Source organism: Paenibacillus sp. Leaf72 (genome assembly GCF_001422685.1).
In the GTDB taxonomy this organism is placed as follows: domain Bacteria; phylum Bacillota; class Bacilli; order Paenibacillales; family Paenibacillaceae; genus Pristimantibacillus.
Genome location: NZ_LMLV01000013.1, coordinates 36,336 through 53,757 on the forward strand (window position 1 = coordinate 36,336; position 17,422 = coordinate 53,757).

General features: G+C 49.7%; 16 protein-coding genes. 4 read left to right on the forward strand and 12 right to left on the reverse strand.

The annotated features are described in order from the left end of the window. Nucleotides 1-14: 14 nt before the first annotated feature. From ASF12_RS17480 to ASF12_RS17495, 4 genes are all read right to left on the reverse strand, one after another. Nucleotides 15-1,298, reverse strand: coding sequence for an AAA family ATPase (locus tag ASF12_RS17480; protein WP_056037207.1), 1,284 nt, complete (start codon nt 1,296-1,298; stop codon nt 15-17). A gap of 386 nt (nt 1,299-1,684) precedes the next feature. Beyond that, complete coding sequence (locus tag ASF12_RS17485) at nt 1,685-3,163, reverse strand: serine hydrolase domain-containing protein (RefSeq protein ID WP_056037210.1); 1,479 nt, start codon at nt 3,161-3,163, stop codon at nt 1,685-1,687. Between the two features lie 24 nt (nt 3,164-3,187). Further along, nucleotides 3,188-4,072, reverse strand: coding sequence for an ROK family protein (locus tag ASF12_RS17490; protein ID WP_056037214.1), 885 nt, complete (start codon nt 4,070-4,072; stop codon nt 3,188-3,190). Nucleotides 4,073-4,175: 103 nt separating this feature from the next. Further along, entirely contained in the window at nt 4,176-4,745 is a 570-nt protein-coding gene (locus tag ASF12_RS17495) for a ribonuclease H-like YkuK family protein (protein ID WP_056037275.1), read from the reverse strand. A gap of 285 nt (nt 4,746-5,030) precedes the next feature. Between ASF12_RS17495 and ASF12_RS17500 the strand changes: the two genes are divergently transcribed. Further along, entirely contained in the window at nt 5,031-6,344 is a 1,314-nt protein-coding gene (locus tag ASF12_RS17500) for an ABC transporter substrate-binding protein (protein ID WP_056037217.1), read from the forward strand. An 18-nt stretch (nt 6,345-6,362) separates the two neighbouring features. After that, nucleotides 6,363-8,051 (forward strand): methyl-accepting chemotaxis protein, encoded by a 1,689-nt coding sequence (locus ASF12_RS17505; protein ID WP_056037220.1) that lies wholly within the window; start codon nt 6,363-6,365, stop codon nt 8,049-8,051. A gap of 147 nt (nt 8,052-8,198) precedes the next feature. On the opposite strand, the gene ASF12_RS17510 is transcribed toward ASF12_RS17505, so the two are convergent. After that, complete coding sequence (locus ASF12_RS17510) at nt 8,199-9,026, reverse strand: sugar phosphate isomerase/epimerase family protein (protein WP_056037278.1); 828 nt, start codon at nt 9,024-9,026, stop codon at nt 8,199-8,201. Between the two features lie 327 nt (nt 9,027-9,353). On the opposite strand from ASF12_RS17510, the gene ASF12_RS17515 reads away from it, so the two are divergent. Then, entirely contained in the window at nt 9,354-9,566 is a 213-nt protein-coding gene (locus tag ASF12_RS17515) for a hypothetical protein (protein ID WP_155973236.1), read from the forward strand. Between the two features lie 22 nt (nt 9,567-9,588). On the opposite strand, the gene ASF12_RS17520 is transcribed toward ASF12_RS17515, so the two are convergent. Then, on the reverse strand, nt 9,589-9,867 hold the full coding sequence (locus tag ASF12_RS17520; RefSeq protein ID WP_056037226.1) for a YqkE family protein: 279 nt from the start codon (nt 9,865-9,867) through the stop codon (nt 9,589-9,591). 152 nt (nt 9,868-10,019) lie between these two features. Then, a complete protein-coding gene (locus ASF12_RS17525; RefSeq protein ID WP_056037229.1) occupies nt 10,020-10,307 on the reverse strand; it encodes a hypothetical protein in 288 nt (95 codons plus the stop codon). Between the two features lie 265 nt (nt 10,308-10,572). Here ASF12_RS17525 and ASF12_RS17530 point away from each other — a divergent pair, with 265 nt between their 5' ends. Continuing rightward, nucleotides 10,573-11,952 carry a Glu/Leu/Phe/Val family dehydrogenase gene (locus ASF12_RS17530; protein WP_056037232.1) on the forward strand — a complete coding sequence of 460 codons (1,380 nt, stop codon included), beginning with the start codon at nt 10,573-10,575 and terminating at the stop codon, nt 11,950-11,952. Nucleotides 11,953-12,073: 121 nt separating this feature from the next. On the opposite strand, the gene ASF12_RS17535 is transcribed toward ASF12_RS17530, so the two are convergent. The 5 genes from ASF12_RS17535 to isdE form a co-directional block, all read right to left on the reverse strand. Further along, nucleotides 12,074-13,309: an aminopeptidase gene (locus ASF12_RS17535; RefSeq protein WP_056037236.1), complete on the reverse strand. Its 1,236-nt coding sequence runs from the start codon at nt 13,307-13,309 to the stop codon at nt 12,074-12,076. A gap of 65 nt (nt 13,310-13,374) precedes the next feature. Further along, nucleotides 13,375-14,361: a Gfo/Idh/MocA family protein gene (locus tag ASF12_RS17540; protein WP_056037239.1), complete on the reverse strand. Its 987-nt coding sequence runs from the start codon at nt 14,359-14,361 to the stop codon at nt 13,375-13,377. A 170-nt stretch (nt 14,362-14,531) separates the two neighbouring features. Next, on the reverse strand, nt 14,532-15,302 hold the full coding sequence (locus tag ASF12_RS17545; RefSeq protein ID WP_056037243.1) for an ABC transporter ATP-binding protein: 771 nt from the start codon (nt 15,300-15,302) through the stop codon (nt 14,532-14,534). Next, the gene (locus ASF12_RS17550) at nt 15,292-16,275 is read right to left on the reverse strand and encodes a FecCD family ABC transporter permease (RefSeq protein WP_056037247.1); all 984 of its coding nucleotides are present in this window, start codon (nt 16,273-16,275) and stop codon (nt 15,292-15,294) included. The genes ASF12_RS17545 and ASF12_RS17550 overlap by 11 nt, the downstream gene beginning before the upstream one ends. Nucleotides 16,276-16,340: 65 nt before the next feature. Beyond that, nucleotides 16,341-17,315 (reverse strand): heme ABC transporter substrate-binding protein IsdE, encoded by a 975-nt coding sequence (isdE, locus tag ASF12_RS17555; protein ID WP_056037248.1) that lies wholly within the window; start codon nt 17,313-17,315, stop codon nt 16,341-16,343. Between the last annotated feature and the right edge of the window lie 107 nt (nt 17,316-17,422).

The window sequence follows — 17,422 nt, forward strand, 5'->3', positions numbered from 1 at the left end:
GCTGCCAGTCAACCTTAAAGCGGTTGAAAGCCAACCGGCTTCTGTCCCTTGTCAGCCATCCATACTCCACGGCGATCCTTGTCAAAGTCTGTTTTCAGCTCTTCAATGACCCGCTTCAAATCTACACTTTGCTCGTAGTGCTTCTGCAGCGCCGCGGACACATACAGCTCATTGAGCTGGGCAAACGAGAATCCCTCGGTAAATTTCGCTGCGTCCTCCATAAGTCCATCTGCTTCCTCTGCCAGCCTCCCGAACCCTTTGCGCTGCAAATAGGCGAGCCGCAGCTCTTTATCCGGCAGCTTCATCTCATAGGCCCGGTCGAAACGGCCCGCGCGGTTCATGAGCGCCGGATCGATTTTTTCCGGATAATTCGTCGTTCCGATCAGGAACAGCCCTTCACGGGACGTTGCCCCGTCAAGCGTATTCAGGAAGAAGGAGCGTGCCGAATCCGGCATCGAATCAATATCCTCAATGACGAGAATCATGGGCGCCATTTTCATCGCGGCGGAAAACACCTGTTGAATCGAATCACTCGTCGTATACTCGGTAATTTGCCAGTAGGCAACTGGAGCCTCTACGCTGCCCGCGATTGATTTTACGAGCGTCGTCTTGCCGTTCCCCGGCTTGCCATACAGTAAAATACCTCTTTTGTACGGCACGTTATAGGTTTGGAAAAACTCGCGATCCCTAGAGAAAAACTCATCAATGGAACGATAAATTTGCTGCTTCAAGGAATCGCTCATCATCACCTCGTCGCGTTCTACCATACGCGTAATTTGCTCCTTGCTGCGCTCAAACCCTTCCTTCGTATCGGTGAAAATCGTCACGCGCCGCTCGCTAAGCTGCCGCGCCTGCATCGCTTCGAGAAAAGCACGCATCGTCTCATCATTTTTCGCAAAAATAATATCTTCCGTATTCAGGCCATACTGGCGCAAAAACGGGATGCGCGCGAAAGCTACCTCAAATTCGGGATAAGTAATGACATTATTGCGCAGCGAAGGATTGATCCGGTAATTGGCTTCAGACTTCGAATCCTCAAAGCGGAATGAGCGATCCTCCACCAAGTCGTATATAGCGGCCTCCCGCTTTACCCCTTCGTATCCGCTCGCGAGATCATCCGACACCCAGTCCCACACATCGTCCCCATCATCCTGCATGTACAGCTGCATAGATGAGTCGAATGCTTCCTCCAGCATGTTCTTAATCGTTTGGACGGCCGTTGCATAATTGAAATAATCATCGGTGGACTGGCCTGCTTCTGCTTTGAAAATATAAGGTTTATACGTTTTGGTAATCATAAATGGGGCATTATCTCCTTTAAAATAGGAATTACGATTGGGCTTGTCCGCCCCTCCCGTCAGGCACAAGGTGAAACGGCTGTCGCCGTCCTCTGGCGGCTTGGCGCGTTTCAGTCCGAGAAATATAGAGAAAGTATGGCGAAATCATATACTTTCCTATATTTGGACAAAAAAAGACCGCAAGCCATCAGCCTACGGTCTTCCTGCATATGAAGAGAAGCTGCCTGCGGCAGAAGCCTATAATAAATAAGCCACTTCCTCTTCATGCTTATGCTTAAAACGGCCCGTAGAGGCCCATGGACATTATACGGCTATGACACAAACGCTTCATGACCAAAGGCCTCCTTTCTCCGCAGCTTCAAGTTTAATAGAATAGTCGTCAAATGCTAGATTGAAAGCCGCTCGCCAGCAAGCTCGCCATGCCGGGTTATAAAATCAAAATGCTTGTAGGCGATCGTAATACGACTGCCGCTGAATGTACATATTACCTCGTCATGATAAGGCGTAAAGACGCGGCAAATATCGAAAACCAGCATGTCGCTGCTCAGCCATGTCGCACGGGATGCTGTGGCTTCATAGGCCAGCTCATTGCCATAATACCATTCTTGATGACCAGAGTCCAGACGATGCGCACCTGCCGCATCGCTCCACATTAAAGTTGTCACTTCTCCGCCAAATGTCAGGCTAAGCTCTGTGACCCCATCCACGTTTGGCTCTACCTCATAACGAATCGTGCCTTCGGCAAATAGAGGGCGTGGCTGCGCAGCGCGCTCCACAAGAACAAGGCTGCCCAGCTTCTCCCGCAAGTCCGCCAGCTCAGCTTTATTTTCTGGCAGCGCATGCGGCAGCATGGCCGGCAGCAAATGCTCCCACATCATGTCCATCACTAGCTGCATATCCTGCACAAAGCTGTTGATGGCAATTACCGCATCCTGCTCCGGCAGGACGACGCAATATTGGCCGAAAGCCCCATCGCCTCTATAGGCGCCATGTCTGCATTGCCAAAATTGATAGCCATAGCCCTGCTGCCAATCCGTGCCGGAGCCTGTTACGACGTCCCCGTGATTGATGTTGTCCACCTGCTTGGCAGTCGCCTGTTCAATCCATTCGGCGGAAATAATCCGCTTGCCGTTAAACATCCCTTTATCCAGCAGCATTTGGCCAAAACGCGCCCAATCCCCCGTTTTCAGCCTGGCTCCCCAGCCCCCAGTAGCTTCGCCATCAGGCGCCGCATCCCATGCTGGACGCTCAATACCGAGCGGCTCAAACAGCCGCGGCATTAAATAGTCCGGCAGATCAAGACCGCTCACCCGCTGTACAAGCGCTGACAGCATATGGCTGGCCCCGCTGTTGTAGAGGAAAAAAGTGCCTGGCTCACGATCGATCGGCTGCTCGAAAAATCCTTTTATCCAATTGCGGTCGGCCCGGTCTCCTACTTTGGGAGTGACGTGATCCGACAACCAGGATTGGAACATATCAAAGCGTGCCGTGTCGTTTGTATGTCCGGTGGACATCGTAAGCAAATGGCGAATTTTAAGCCCGCCCATATTGGCTTTGACCTCCTCGGTCGCTTCCTCGGGAAAATAGTCCAGCACCGCATCCTCCACGGAAAGCAGCCCTTCTTCCACCGCAAAGCCAATCGCCATTGAACTCAGGCTTTTAGTGAGCGAGTAAGCAATATGCTGCCTGTCTGCTTGATAGGGCGTCCACCACCCTTCGGCTACTACATGCCCATGCCGGACAAGCATCAGGCCATGCAGCTCCAACTTATTATCTGCAATGCCTGCCAAAAAAGAACGAATAGCTTGCGAGCTTATTCCCTGACTTTCCGGTGTTGCACGAGGTAATTCATATGGTTTCTGCATGACCGTCTCCTTTTAATGGACTGCTTATTTCCCGCTATTCTTCAAAGCGTCAAGCCCAAGCGCAAGCGAGCCGCATAGTCCGGCATTGTCGCCTAGTCCTGGCGATACGATATAATTTTCAATGTTGTTCAAAATTTCCGACGCCTGCACATAACCGTTCAAGGCGCGTTTCACTTCGGCGTGAATAAGCGGGAACAGCTGCGATTGGTGCATAACACCGCCGCCCAAAATAATTTTACGAGGCGACAGCAGCAAAATGCTGCCCGCTACAGCCTGTGCGATATAAAAAGCTTCCATCTCCCACGCCTTATGCTCTGGCGGAAGCTCTACTGCCTTTACGCCCCAGCGCTTCTCAATAGCAGGACCTGCCGCTACGCCTTCCAGACAGTCGCCATGATAAGGGCAAAAACCATCATAGGTATCCTCAGGATGACGGCGAGTCAATATATGACCGCCCTCCGGGTGCACAAGCCCATGGACCAGCTTGCCCTCCGAATAAACGCCTACACCTACGCCAGTGCCAATCGTATAATAAATGCAGCTGTCCAAACCTTTAGCAGCACCCCACACCGCTTCCCCGTAAGCCGCCGCATTCACATCTGTATCCCAGCCATAAGGCACGTTATAATGCGCTTTCAGCGCGCCAAGAAAATCAAAGTTCCCCCAGCCCGGTTTAGGTGTCGTTGTAACAAACCCGTATTGCGGGCTGGATTTATCAATATTAATCGGACCGAATGTGCCGACGCCAATCGCCTCAACCTGCTTGTCCTTGAAATAGTCGATTACATTCGCCATCGTTATTTCTGGTTTTTCCGTCGGGAAGCTTACCCGATCCTCAATAACGCCATGCTCATTGCCTACACCACATACAAATTTTGTACCGCCTGCCTCAATTGCCCCAATACGCACGATAATCCCTGCTTTCTATTCCTATGATCTAACAGAAATATACCATGCTGGGCAGCTAAGTGCCACAGTATATGCAAGAAAACTTGCCTGAAATATAGCTGCTTCAGAGCAGGCTCCTGCGCTTATAGCGGGGCACCGCTTTTTTCGTAAAACGGTTGGCGTAGGAAGAAGCCGCATAAGAGTCCGGCTTGACCCGCGGGGCATAGGTTCCCATTCCCTGCACCCGCTCTACCATTTCCTGTACATACAGCGAGGTTTCATTAATAGAAGGCACCGTTCCAGCATCAATATCAATGAAATGCGCCAGTGAGGCCCCTTGATACACATAAGGCAGCAGCAAATCCTCCATTCGCTTCAGCACGCCATCCTTGAAATAATAGCCAACCTCCTGCGACAAAACCGTCTCCAGCGTCAGCTTCTCTCTAAGCTTCATCATTTCCCGGGGAACAACCGTTTGGCGGTAGCAGGCCCAGGCCCCATTTCCAATTCTGTGAATGACAACCCCCGTAACAAACTTCGTATACCCGCGAAATACTTGGCTGTCCGTCCCCACTACAAAATGATACGATGCCCGCACATCGCTAGAAATAAAGCTGCAAATCCGCTCACTGACATCCTGAAAGGTTAAGCGGGTTTCGGTCACATTTTGGAACGATAATCCCTCTGGTATAATCAGCTGCTGATTGCTTCCTGCTATGGACACGATCGAAAATTCCTCCCCTTGTGACAAGGTGAAACGGCCGAAGCCGTCCGCTGGCAGGCGCTCCACTTCGTTGCCGTCCCCCGGCTTCGATGCCAGGTCTTCTTCTAATACCTATGCGAACAGTGCAGCAAAATAGTATTCGCCATCAGTTCAATAAAGTTGGACATGTCAGCTCTAATTAAAAAAATTGTAAATCCGATATAGTAAGTATTAAACAATTTATAAATGGCAAAAAAAGCCGCAAGGGGGAAATAAGTGAAGACAGCTCATAAAATCCGATTCATCATCCTTACTGTCGTCATTGTTGCTTTAATCGCTACTGGCTGCACGAATGAAGGTGCTACCACACAGTCTGAAGCAACAGAAAATGGGCAAAAAACGCTTAAAGTTTATTGGTGGGGCAATGATGGAAGACGTGAAAGAACGCTTAAAGTTATTGATTTATTTGAAAAGCAATATCCAACTATTAAAGTTGAACCAGTAGATGCAACTAACGCCGACTATTGGACACTGCTCGCCATGAAAGCAGCTGATCAAGACTTCCCTGATGTCATCCAAATGGACTATAAATATATAGATGAGTTTGCCAAGCGCAAGCTGATATTGCCCCTGGATGATTTGGCTGCAAACGGCAAGCTTGATCTTTCTGATCTTGATGCAAGCTCGCGCACGACAGGCACAATAGACGACAAGCTTTACGGCGTCGTTACGGGCATAAATGCACTAAGCATGATGTATAACCCGGAAATATTCGAAAAGGCTGGCGTTCCCGTTCCGGAAGCAGGCTATACGTATGAAGATTTCATTCAAACAGCCCGTGATCTTAAAGAAAAAATAAATGAGCCGGACTTTGTCCCAATCGGAACGGATTCGCTCGACTTTGCTTATTACCTCAGACAGCGGGGAGCAAGCTACTATTCCAAGGACGGCAGCTCGCTCGGCTATGATAAGGATGAATATTTATCCGACTTCTTCACGATGGAGAAAATGCTTATCGATGAAGGTCTGATGGCAAGCGTAGCCCTACTTAAAGACCGCTCAGCGGATAAAGATGCGCTTATCGCAAATCAACTCGCTGCTTTCCATAGGCTGACGAGCAACAACGTCGTCTCCTTTACTAACTTGTCAGGCAAAGCATTGAAGCTGCTGCCGCTTCCAGCCTTTAAAGGCGGCTCTGAAGGAAACTATGTCAAGCCTTCGATGTATTTCTCGATCTCTGCCTATACGAAGCTGCAGGATGAAGCAGCTTTATTCGTTGACTTTTTCTTCAACAATTTTGAAGCGAATGAAATTTTGCTTGGCGAACGCGGTGTTCCTGCCACAGCCAAGGTGCGCGAGCATCTGCTCAGCACAATGAAGGAAACCGATAAAGAGCAATACACGTACATGGGTGAAGTTGAGAAAAATTCAAGCCCGCTTGATCCGCCAGTTCCCCTAACATCCAGCAGCATCAACACATTGTTCACCAAAATTAGAAATCAAACGCTGCTTGGGCAAATTACGCCGGTTGAAGCCGCAAAACAATTCCGGGACGGCGCGAATGAAATTTTCGCAGATGCCGCTTCTTAGGGGAAAGGACAATAACCGATGAAACTAACGATTAGTAAAAAGCTTTACGGCGGATTTTTCTCGATTCTGCTGCTGCTCATTGTGATCGCTACTCTCAACTATGTGGAGATTGGCTCGATTAACAGCACCTATCAGAAGCTGCTTCAGGAACGCGCCCATAGTGTCAGTCTCGTCAAAGATTTAAGCCTCGCTATTAAAAATGAAAACTTGAACATTACAGGCTATCTTCTGATGAATGACGAAGCGGAAATCGATGCCTACCGTGATTCCGTTCGTCGTTATAATGAAGTCAGCCAGCAGCTGCAGGGCATGACAACCGATTCAAATGACTGGCTGCTGCTGCAAGGACTCGATTTGCTTCAGCAAAGCTATACGAGCAATGCCGAGGAAATGATTGAATTCAAGAAACAGAATAAAGTAGAGGATTATATGCGCCTCGCCGCCAAAAACGAACCGATTATCAGTAAATTTATGGAAACGGCAGATCGTTTCGTTCTAGAACAAGAAGAGGTGCTTCGCCTAAGCTCGGAGGACACCTCGTCCAAAGTGGCAAGCACGAAGCTGATGGTTCTCATTATTTCGCTGCTCACGATTGTTGTAGGCCTTGCTATTGCATATTTCATCAGCCGGATGATTACGGTGCCCATTGTTCGAATTACTGCCGTCGCAGAGCGAATTGCGAATGGGGATTTGACAAGCGAAGCCGTTAAGGTGAAAAATCGGGATGAACTAGGCGTTTTAGCCGCATCGTTTAATTCGATGTCGCAAAATTTACGCCATTTGATTGAGCAAGTGTCACAAAATGCACTGCAAGTCGCGGCTTCGTCCGAGCAGTTAACTGCCGGGGCTGAACAGACGACGAAAGCAACCGAGCAGGTCGTTGAAATTATTGAGCAGGTAGCAGGAGGCTCCGAGGAGCAAATTAAAGCTGTTCAGGAAAGCGTAGCTTTTGTGAACAATATGTCAGTGGAGGCGAGCGGCATTGCGGCGAGCGCCCTTCAGGTATCGGAGAAATCGCGGGCAGCTGCTCAGACTGCCGTAGATGGAACAGTGGCGGTACAATCCGCTGTCGAGCAAATGGGCCATATTCAGTCTACGGTGCAAAATATTGCGGAGGACGTTAGCATTTTAGGCTCACGCTCCGATGAAATCGGCAAAATCGTCGAGGTAATCGCGGGCATTGCCCAGCAAACGAATCTGCTGGCGCTTAACGCCGCGATTGAAGCTGCACGCGCGGGAGAAGCAGGACGCGGCTTCGCTGTCGTCTCCGCAGAGGTTCGCAAGCTGGCTGAGCAATCGACTGAGTCCAGCCAGCAAATTGCGGTGCTCGTCCGTTCCATTCAGTCGGATACAGAGCGTACCGTCCAATCCGTTCATGACGGCAAGGAAGTCGTACAAGCAGGAATTGCAGCGGTATCTGCGGCAGGTGAGTCCTTTAACAACATTAAGCAAGCCGTCAATTCCGTGACCTTGCAAATCCACTCGGTATCCGAAGCCTCGCAGCAAATGTCCGAGGATACGAATAAGCTGGCGGCTTCCCTGCAAGGCGTAGCCGAGGTAGCAGAAGAAACGTCCTCCGGCGCAATAAGCGTATCGGCCGCAACCGAGCAGCAGCTGGCGACGATGGAGGAAATCACCTCCTCATCCCAAGCGCTCGCTAAAATGTCCGAAGAGCTGCTGCAATTCGTTAAGGATGTTAAGCTTTAGAGATCTAAAGGTTAAAAGTTTAAAGATGTAACAGTATCGCAATTAATAAGCGCACGAAAAAAAAGGTTGAATTGGGCATTTGTCCAATTCAACCTTTTTAATTAATTAGACCTATTTTCCATTGAGAATGAAAAGGATGCCTGAAAGCTAAGCGTATTCTGAACGAATGCGCTCAATATAGCTTTTAGAAAACGCCATTTGCTCCTCGCTCGCCGTCTCCATAATAATATGAACGCCCGGCTTGTACTTATTAAGCAGGCGCATATACAGGCTGTAATTCATTTCGCCATAGCCCGCCGGAACCGTCTGCAGCTCTCCATTCGCATCGGGTTTGCGGTCCTTCGCATGAGCGCCAATAATCCGGTCGCCAAGCAGGGCGAATGCTTCTTCAATCACTTCGTCCTGACGGGCGAAGTTTTCCGTCGTCAGCAAATTGCCCGGATCGATCACGACGCCAACATGCGAGGACGGGATCTGTTGCAGAAAAGCGTGCAGCTCTGCCGCCGTGCCAATTAAATGGCTGCTGGCTGCCTCAATGCCAATGAATACGCCCCATTTTTCCGCTTCCTCTATAAGCTCTTGAACCGTCGATTTAAGCGTCTTCCAGTCCTGCTCCGTATAAACGCCGTCTGGATGGGTTCCCGTCTCAAAAGCAACCATAGGCGCGCCGAGCAGACGTGCGTAGCGGATCAGCTCCTTGAAGCGCTCTATATTTTCGCGAAGCTTCTGCTCATCGCGCTCAAAAAAATGCAAATAGCAGCCAAGCACGGAGATCGATACGCCATTTTTGCGAAGCTCCTCCGCTATCGACATCGCGAGCCCCGGAGTCAGCTTGCCCGGTTTATTTAAATCAACATCATTAATAGCCTTCCACATTGCCAGCTGGATATGGCTAAATCCGGCAGCGCCCACCTTCTCAGCCAGCTCCCGGTAAGACAAGCTCCCAAATAAATGTGCCAATACGCCTACGGACATTTCCTTCACCCTTTCTTTTTTCGCAACAGCAAGATACAAGATGATGTGCTTGCGCCTCTATTCAGTATAACGAAGTTAACCGCTGTGCAGGCGCTAAACAGCCTAATATAACGGTTAATTGAACATTTTCACCTGATTTTTGACGTCTAGCCAGTCAGTTATGATGACGCTTACTTTTTCGGCTCGTCTATTGACTGTAACGCAGGCCACAAAGTCTGTCAATTGGAAGCAGCCGATCCTTTCCTAAGCACCATTTTCAGCATATAATAGAAGCAGGTGCTTTGAAGCATCGGGCACCACATACGCAGGCAAAACAGGAGGAAAACGATGATGGCAATGAGCAAAGCGAAGAAAGCAAGACAAAAGCTGGCCCAAAGAGGACTAATGAATCCCGAACAGCTGCGGGGAAGCTGGAATGGCGTGAAGCCTGGTGAACGAAAAACGCCTACTCTGCAAGAGCGAGTAAATAAACTGCATACGAAACACAAAAGGAATCACGCAGGCAGAAGCGATGATTCCTTTTGTATTTATTGCGCCTGACAGGCAACAGCGCGATACTTCTTTATTTGTATTTTTTCCAGTCGCCCGGCTTGCTGTTGTTCAGCAAATATTCCATATCATTTTCCAGCCGCTTCTGCTCCTGCTTCCGCGCTTCATTCGCCTTCTGGGCGGCATCCTGCTTCTTCTGCTCCTCCGCTGCCTTCAGCGCATTCGACTGCTCCTTGAGCTTGCTCAGGACATCAGCACTCAGCAAATCCTTCAAGGTAGCCTGCTGGCTATCCGCCGCGTCCGCTTTCGGCTTGCTCGCATGCGGAGCTGCCTGCCGATTTTTTTTCGCCATCGTTAACACCTCTATTTCCATGCAGTCTCATAGCCTTTCATTGTCGTTTATTATAGCATGATTTGGGCAAAATGAAAGACGCCCCTCGCCGCATGGCAGCGGGTTGGAGCGCCATTTGTTTACCTGCTTGACGCAGGCTGCTTTAAATATTATTAAGAGTAGTTGCCTTCGGAAATGCCTGCTATAATAGCAGCACCGAATACTAAGAAAAAGAAAATGTATAAAACGATACCGATTGCAGCCCACAACAATGAAGCCTTGGCATAGTTCGACTTGCTGATTTTTGTATTGCCTCCAAAAGCCCAGACGAACAGCATAATAATGTTCACGAGCGGAATAGCGCAGAGCAGAATAGTAATCATCCACTCTTTAAAGCTTACCGGCTCCGCCAAATGATTTTGCTGCTGATAGCCATTCTGATTTTGATATTGTTGTTCCATGACCTTTTCACTTCTCCCTCTATTTATCTAATGTTATTTTCTCTTGCTCTGTACATGTTAACGAGGAAAGCGACATATTTCAACATACTTTTGGATTATTTTCCATTTGTGAAATAGGCTTTAAGCACTAAAAAATATAATTTTTATTACGTAATACCTATATTACATTTTGGATTACTCTCCTTGCTATGTTAAAATGATGTAGGTGCCCCACCCGGCTCCATGTACTACAATCTTCGTTACCCACACTGGAGGTCGAATAAACATGGCAAACCAAACTGGCACAATCGTTCAGCAATCGTTGCATGCATTATCGGGAGACTCCTCCTTTTTGTCCGATTTACAAGGAAAGCACCGGGATCAGGCTTTCCTGTCTTTAGCTGCTATTTTATCCACGCCAAATAAGGTGAATAAAGCTTTTTTACGCATTACGATGGATGATGGCGACGTCGTTCGCATACCGGCCTACCGCATCCAGCATAACGATACACTTGGCCCATACAAAGGCGGCATTCGTTTCCACGAGTCCGTAAATGAAGAAGAGGTTACCAATCTGGCAGCCTTGATGACGCTCAAAAATGCGCTGCACGACGTTCCGTTCGGCGGCGGCAAAGGCGGCGTTGGCATTAATCCGCGCCATTATTCAGCGAAAGAGCTATACATTATATGCAAAAAATACGTCCAATATTTTACCGATATTCTCGGCCCGGAAAAGGATATTCCCGCGCCCGATATGGGAACCGGCGAACGCGAGATGGACTGGATGATGGCCGAATATAAAAATATCCATCCCGGCAAACCGTATCTCGGCAGCTTCACTGGCAAAAGCGTCATTAACGGCGGCTCATTAGGACGCCGGGAAGCGACAGGCAAAGGCGTTTATTTCACGTTCCGCTATATGCTGCATGATTTTCTTAAAGTGCACCGCGGCTATTTGACCAACAGCTCTAATCCGTTTGCTGCCAATGTACTCGCCCAAGCGGAAAAATCGCTTTCCATCGCCGTTCAAGGCTTCGGCAATGTCGGCTCCATCGCCGCGTTGGAAGCGCATAAATGCACCTATCTCAACAACAAGGTTGTGGCAGTCAGCGACCGCAATGTAACGCTTTACAATGCCGATGGCCTATCGATTCCGGCACTTATTGACTTCGCTAATCACCATCAAGGCGATTTGCCTAAGACGAAGGAAGAGCTTGCTGAGCTTGAGCTCAAAGCAGACATTTTGGAACGTGAGGAAGTGCTGTATCTGGATGTCGATGTGCTCGTGCTGGCCGCGCTGGAGGAGCAGGTTCGCGAGGATAATGTAGATAAAGTGAAAGCCAAGGTCATCGTCGAAGGGGCAAATGCGCCGATAACGGGCGAAGCTGACCAGAAGCTGTCCGACAATGGCGTTATTATTATTCCCGACATTTTGGCCAATGCTGGCGGCGTTATCGTCTCTTATTTCGAATGGCTGCAAGGCCGTGAAACGCAATATTTGACCGAAGAGCAGGTGCATCGCATGCTGTTTGAGAAAATGCAAAGCACACTCGGCTCCATATTGCCCTCTTTCTTTAGCGCCAACTTCACGCTGCGGCAAAATTGCTATAATCATTCGGTGATGAAGCTGTCGACGGTTCTGTACCGCCAAGGCAAGCTATACTAGGCTTAGCTGAGGTAACCTAACCGCTATCATGCACGGATCAGGTAACAAAACGAAAAAACAGGCCCGAAGCTGCAACATGCAGCTCCGAGCCTATCTTTGTTTCATGCTTATTTTTCACGTCTTAAAACGCCCAGTTGCCTTTGCGGAATACAGGAACGACTGTACCGTCGGCTTGAATGCCATCAATATCCATGTCGGCAGAGCCAATCATGAAATCATTATGTGTCAAGCTCGCATTAACGCCGTTTGCTTCCAGCTCTTCTGGCGACATTTTTTTGCCGCCTTCAATATTGAAGGCATAACCGCTGCCGATCGCCAAATGGTTCGAAGCATTTTCATCAAACAGCGTATTGTAGAACAAAATATTCGACTCCGAAATCGGGGAATGATGCGGCACCAGTGCAACCTCGCCCAAATAACGCGCACCCTCATCCGTATCAATGAGCTTTTGCAAAATCGCTTCGCCTTCCTCCGCCTCGGCCTTTACAATGCGGCCGTTCTCAAAGGTCAGCTTAAAGCGGTCAATGATGTTGCCGCCATAGCTGAGCGGTTTTGTGCTCGATACATAACCATTAACGCCGGTTTTCAGCGGCACGGTGAACACTTCCTCCGTCGGCATATTCGCCATAAACGGAACATTTTGCTCGTTTTCGCTGCCAGCCGCAACCCATAGATGCTTGTCATGCAGCTCAATTGTCAAATCCGTGCCCGGAGCGGTGTAATGCAGCTTTTTAAAATGGTAGTTGTTCAGCGCCTCGCCCTTGCTTCCAAGCGCTCTGTTATGCTCCTGCCAAGCCGCAACCGGATCATCTGCATGCAGACGCACCGCCTTGAAAATCGCTTCCCACAGCAGCTCGACAGCTTGCTCGCCCTCCGCCTGCGGGAACACCTTCTTCGCCCAGTCCTTGGCCGCTGCCGCAACCACTGTCCAGCTCACCTTGTCCGCTTGAATCGCTCTGCGGAACTCCTTCAGCCCTGCTCCCGCCGCCTTCTGGTAGTTGGAAATACGCTGCGTGTCGATCCCTTTCAGCAAATCCGGGCTAGAGGAAACGATTGAAATAAATGCGGCGCCCTTATCAACAAACTCCTGGCGCTTCGCTGTTTCCCATTGCGGGAAATGCTCGAAAATTTCAGCGCCCGCTTTTTCATATTTTAATCTGGATAACTGGTCATCCGTCCAATCAATATGTACATTGCTTGCTCCAGCTGCATAAGCCTTCTCTGCGACGAGACGCACTAGAGGCGCCGCCTCAATCGCTCCCGTCACGAATACCGCCTGTCCCTGCTGGACATTTACACCTATTTTCACAATAATCTCAGCATATTTCTCCAATTGAACTACAAATGCATCGCTCATTCCAAGTCTCCTTTATCTCTATAAAATAGGTCCATCCACATTCCAGTTACTTCCTTACATCCATATTATAGCCGATCTGCAGGGAAAACAAGCCCGATCTGGCTGCGCGCCTCATCCAGCACCTCAAGTACAGCAAGCGAGTTCGCAAGCGAATTAATATCCGATTCATGCTGGCCGCTCTGAATGAGCCGAATAAATGCCTCAGCCTCATACACCATCACATTTTCCGCTTGCGGCACCGTCAGCTCCTCCACTTTGCCATCGCGGTATTCGATGCGCACCTGAGTCGGGTAGCTAATATTTTCAATGATCATATTGCCCGCTTCGCCTTGGATTTCCGCTGGAAGCTGGGAATTGGAAATTTTGGAGTGCAGCACGGCCGCATCCATTCCATCATATTGCAGCAGCAGACTGCCCTTGCCGTCCACACCGGACTCCAGCATAACGGCACTTGCTTTTACTTTATTCGGCTTGCCGAACAATGAGACCAGCGGGTAAACGCTGTAAATGCCAATGTCCATCAGCGAGCCATTCGAAAACTCCGGCTTGAATGCGTTCATGACATTGCCTTCCTTGTACGCATCATAACGCGAAGAATATTGACAGTAGGCTGCAAAATAACCCCGAATGGCTCCCAGCTTAGGCAGGTGCTCGCGAATAACTGCGAAGTTCGGCACGAACGTCGATTTCATCGCCTCCATTAGCAGCACATTATTTTCTTTGGCCGCTGCGATCATTTCCCGCATTTCCCGGGAGTTTGAAGCAATGGGCTTCTCGACAAGCACATGCTTGCCATGCTTCATGCAGGTGATGGCATGCTGAGCATGATGCGAGGTAGGGCTTGCGATATATACAGCGTCCACCTGATCGCTCTTTGCCATCTCCTCCAAATCTGTGAACGTATGCGGGACCTTATATTTGCTAGCAAATTCAGCCGCCCGCTCTGACGTTCGCGAATATACGGCCGCTAAATCAAAATCCTCCAGCCCGCGTGCCGCTTCAATAAAGGAATCTGTAATTTTATTGGTGCCAATTAGGCCAAAACGTATCATAAGCTTATTCCTCACTATCTCATCTTGATTTGTTCCTCTTATTCTACCACTACAGCCGGCGAAAAAAAATAAAAGCCGACTGCCCGCGCATCCATCTGCACGAACTGTCGACTTTCTAGCGTGTGGCATCCCGCCTGCACCTCGGCTCTGAGTTTTAATCCATCACGAGCTCAAATGCCGACCGGTACGACATACAGCCCCGTATCGCTTTCTTGCTTTAGCAGCACATCAACCTGATACGTTTCTTTTACAATCTCCTTCGTAATAACGGCCTCCGGCGTACCGCTCGCTACAATTTCGCCCGCCTTCATCACGACAATGCGGTCGCTGTAACGGATTGCTTGATTAATGTCATGAAGTACCATGACGATAGTCATGCCATGCTCCCGATTTAATGCCTTTACCAGCTCCAATATTTCGATCTGGTAATACATATCGAGGAAGGTCGTCGGCTCATCCAGAAACAAGATCGGCGTTTTTTGCGCCAGCGCCATCGCAATCCATACCCGCTGCTTCTCGCCGCCCGAAAGCTGATTAAGCCGCTGGCTGCGCTTTTGCTGCAGGTTGGTCGAGTCGAGCGCCTCTTCAATCGCCCGCTCGTCCTCCTCATTCGGCTGTCCGAGGAAGCTGCGATGCGGCAGCCGGCCATAGCAGACGAGCCGCTCCACCGTTAAATCGTAAGGCGCCTCATTTTGCTGATGCACGACCGCAAGCTTTTTAGCCAGCTCCTTTGGCTTGATTTGGTCCAGCGACTTGCCATCGAGCAGCACCTCACCGTGAGCGGGCGCATAGTTTTGCGATAAAATACCGAGCAGCGTCGATTTGCCGCAGCCATTTGGGCCGATAATCGTCGTTATTTTTCCCGTTTCAATTTTATCGCTGATGTTTTTAAGCTGGTCTGTCTTTTTGTCATAGGAGAACGTCACCTGTTTAATTTCCATAAACGCGCTCACTCCTTCTAAGCATAAAGATGAGGAATGGCCCTCCGATAATCGTCATTATGATCGAAGCCGGAATTTCCGTCGGCGCGAGCACCGTCCGTCCGAGCGTATCCGCTGCTAAAATCAGCAAGGCGCCGCCCAGCGCAGAAAACGGAATAAGCACCTTATGATCGGAGCCAACCAAGGTACGCGCAATATGCGGAACGAGCAGGCCGACGAAAGCAATCAAGCCGCCAATGGCCGTTGCTACGGATGCGAGCAGCACCGCTACGACCGAGATCAGCAGCCGTGCCCGCGTTACCCGCAGCCCGAGATTTTTCGCCGTTTTGTCCTGTAAGCTGAGCATATTGCACCATGAACTGAGCAGCAAGGACAGCAGCAGGCCAATCAGGCCATACAGCCCGATAATTTGCACATCCGTCCACGTCTTCATGGTGAAAATCGATGAAATTGCCTGATTGACGCTCGTAACCGCGTAGCTGCCGCGATAATTAAACGACTGGCCGAGTCCCGTAAATGTCGCATTAATGGCAATCCCGACGAGAATAAGCCGCAGCGGGCTAAGTCCCGACTTCCACGACAGCGCATAAACGAGGTAGCAGGCCAGCGCACCGCCGAAAAAGGAAAACAGCGGCATCCAGAAAAACAGCCCTGGAAAAACCGTTACAACAGTCAGCGATACTAGCCCTGCCCCCGATGAAATGCCAATCACGCCTGCATCCGCAAGCGGATTTTTCATTACGGCCTGAAGCAATACGCCGGACACCGCAAGCGAAGCTCCTGTCAGCAGAGAGACGATAATACGCGGAAACCGCAAATCTTTTATAACCTCTACCTGATCATTCGTTCCTGAAAATAAACCCTGCACCAAATCCAAAATGCCTACCTTAATACTCCCGGTCATAGCGGAATAAATGATAGCGGCTACCAGCAAAGCGATAACGACAATAAAACTGCCAACCTTCTTAATCATGACCAACGTCCTTTATGAAAAGTTCCCGAGCCGAACCTTGCCGGGCCACATCACGCCGTATTCGCTTATGGGTAGAGCATTCCCATCAAAGCATCGATAGCATCTACAGCGTATAAATTACCCGTCGTTCCGAATAAAGCTTCTTCCAAATCATATACTCGGCCGTTTTGTACGGCGCTGAAGTGCTTCCAAATATCGTTTTTCTGGAACTCCTTATCGAACATCTTCACAACTTCCTCCGGCATGCCATGGGCGGCACGCAAAATCACATCCGGATTCGACTGCTGCAAATATTCCGTGTTGGATGCTAAATACTCTACACTTTCACCCTGTACAATGTTGACGCCGCCAGCAAGCCGAACCAGATCGCCAATGTACGAATGCTCAGTCGCAACAAGATAACTGCCGGGCACGCCTAGCAAAATCAATACGCTTGGCTTTTTCTTCTCAGCCGTAGCCGTATGAATCTCCGCCACCTTCTGTTCGAACTTATCGACGATAGCTTGCGCTTGTGCTTGCTTATTGTACGTCTCGCCCAGCTTTTTAAGAGCATTATTCATGCTTTCCACACTCGTAAGGTTGAGAAAATCAGCCTGCATCCCCGCCGCTTCAAAAACCGGCTTCAGGTCATACTCCAGCGTCGTCACCGACAATATTTCCGTCGGCTTGAGCGATTTGACGAGCTCCATATCTGGGCTCATCGGATTGCCTACCCTTGTCACTTGGTCATAGCGGTCAGGCAGCGTCTTGGAGCTGGTCGGCACGCCTACAAGCTCCACTTCAAGCGCATCCAGCATTTGCGTAATCGCGACGGTTGTTGATACGACCCGCTGCTCTGCTGCAGGAGAAGAAGCCGGCTCGGCCGTATTCTTCTCCTGCTCGGCCTGCTCGGCTTGCTCGGCTTGCTCAGCCTGTGCGGACTGGCCCGCTCCCTGCTGCTCCTTGGCAGCGGGATCAGCACCTGTTGCCGCGCAGGCAGCTAGAAGAAGCAGCGCCATCAATCCGAGCACTCCAAGCATTTTGCCAAAAGCGTTATTCATCCGTTTATCTAACTCCCTTCATGAGAACATGACAAGGATACCGGTCTCCCGGCATCCTTGTCAGCTTTGCTTCATTTGTGTATGAACCGCAGGATTCACATACAGGA

Coding starts and splice junctions, on each gene's coding strand:
- ASF12_RS17480 (WP_056037207.1), bottom strand. CDS start 1,298: ATGATTACCAAAACGTATAAACCTTATATTTTCAAAGCAGAAGCAGGC.
- ASF12_RS17485 (WP_056037210.1), bottom strand. CDS start 3,163: ATGCAGAAACCATATGAATTACCTCGTGCAACACCGGAAAGTCAGGGA.
- ASF12_RS17505 (WP_056037220.1), top strand. CDS start 6,363: ATGAAACTAACGATTAGTAAAAAGCTTTACGGCGGATTTTTCTCGATT.
- ASF12_RS17510 (WP_056037278.1), bottom strand. CDS start 9,026: ATGTCCGTAGGCGTATTGGCACATTTATTTGGGAGCTTGTCTTACCGG.
- ASF12_RS17515 (WP_155973236.1), top strand. CDS start 9,354: ATGATGGCAATGAGCAAAGCGAAGAAAGCAAGACAAAAGCTGGCCCAA.
- ASF12_RS17520 (WP_056037226.1), bottom strand. CDS start 9,867: ATGGCGAAAAAAAATCGGCAGGCAGCTCCGCATGCGAGCAAGCCGAAA.
- ASF12_RS17525 (WP_056037229.1), bottom strand. CDS start 10,307: ATGGAACAACAATATCAAAATCAGAATGGCTATCAGCAGCAAAATCAT.
- ASF12_RS17530 (WP_056037232.1), top strand. CDS start 10,573: ATGGCAAACCAAACTGGCACAATCGTTCAGCAATCGTTGCATGCATTA.
- ASF12_RS17535 (WP_056037236.1), bottom strand. CDS start 13,309: ATGAGCGATGCATTTGTAGTTCAATTGGAGAAATATGCTGAGATTATT.
- ASF12_RS17540 (WP_056037239.1), bottom strand. CDS start 14,361: ATGATACGTTTTGGCCTAATTGGCACCAATAAAATTACAGATTCCTTT.
- ASF12_RS17545 (WP_056037243.1), bottom strand. CDS start 15,302: ATGGAAATTAAACAGGTGACGTTCTCCTATGACAAAAAGACAGACCAG.
- ASF12_RS17550 (WP_056037247.1), bottom strand. CDS start 16,275: ATGATTAAGAAGGTTGGCAGTTTTATTGTCGTTATCGCTTTGCTGGTA.
- isdE (WP_056037248.1), bottom strand. CDS start 17,315: ATGAATAACGCTTTTGGCAAAATGCTTGGAGTGCTCGGATTGATGGCG.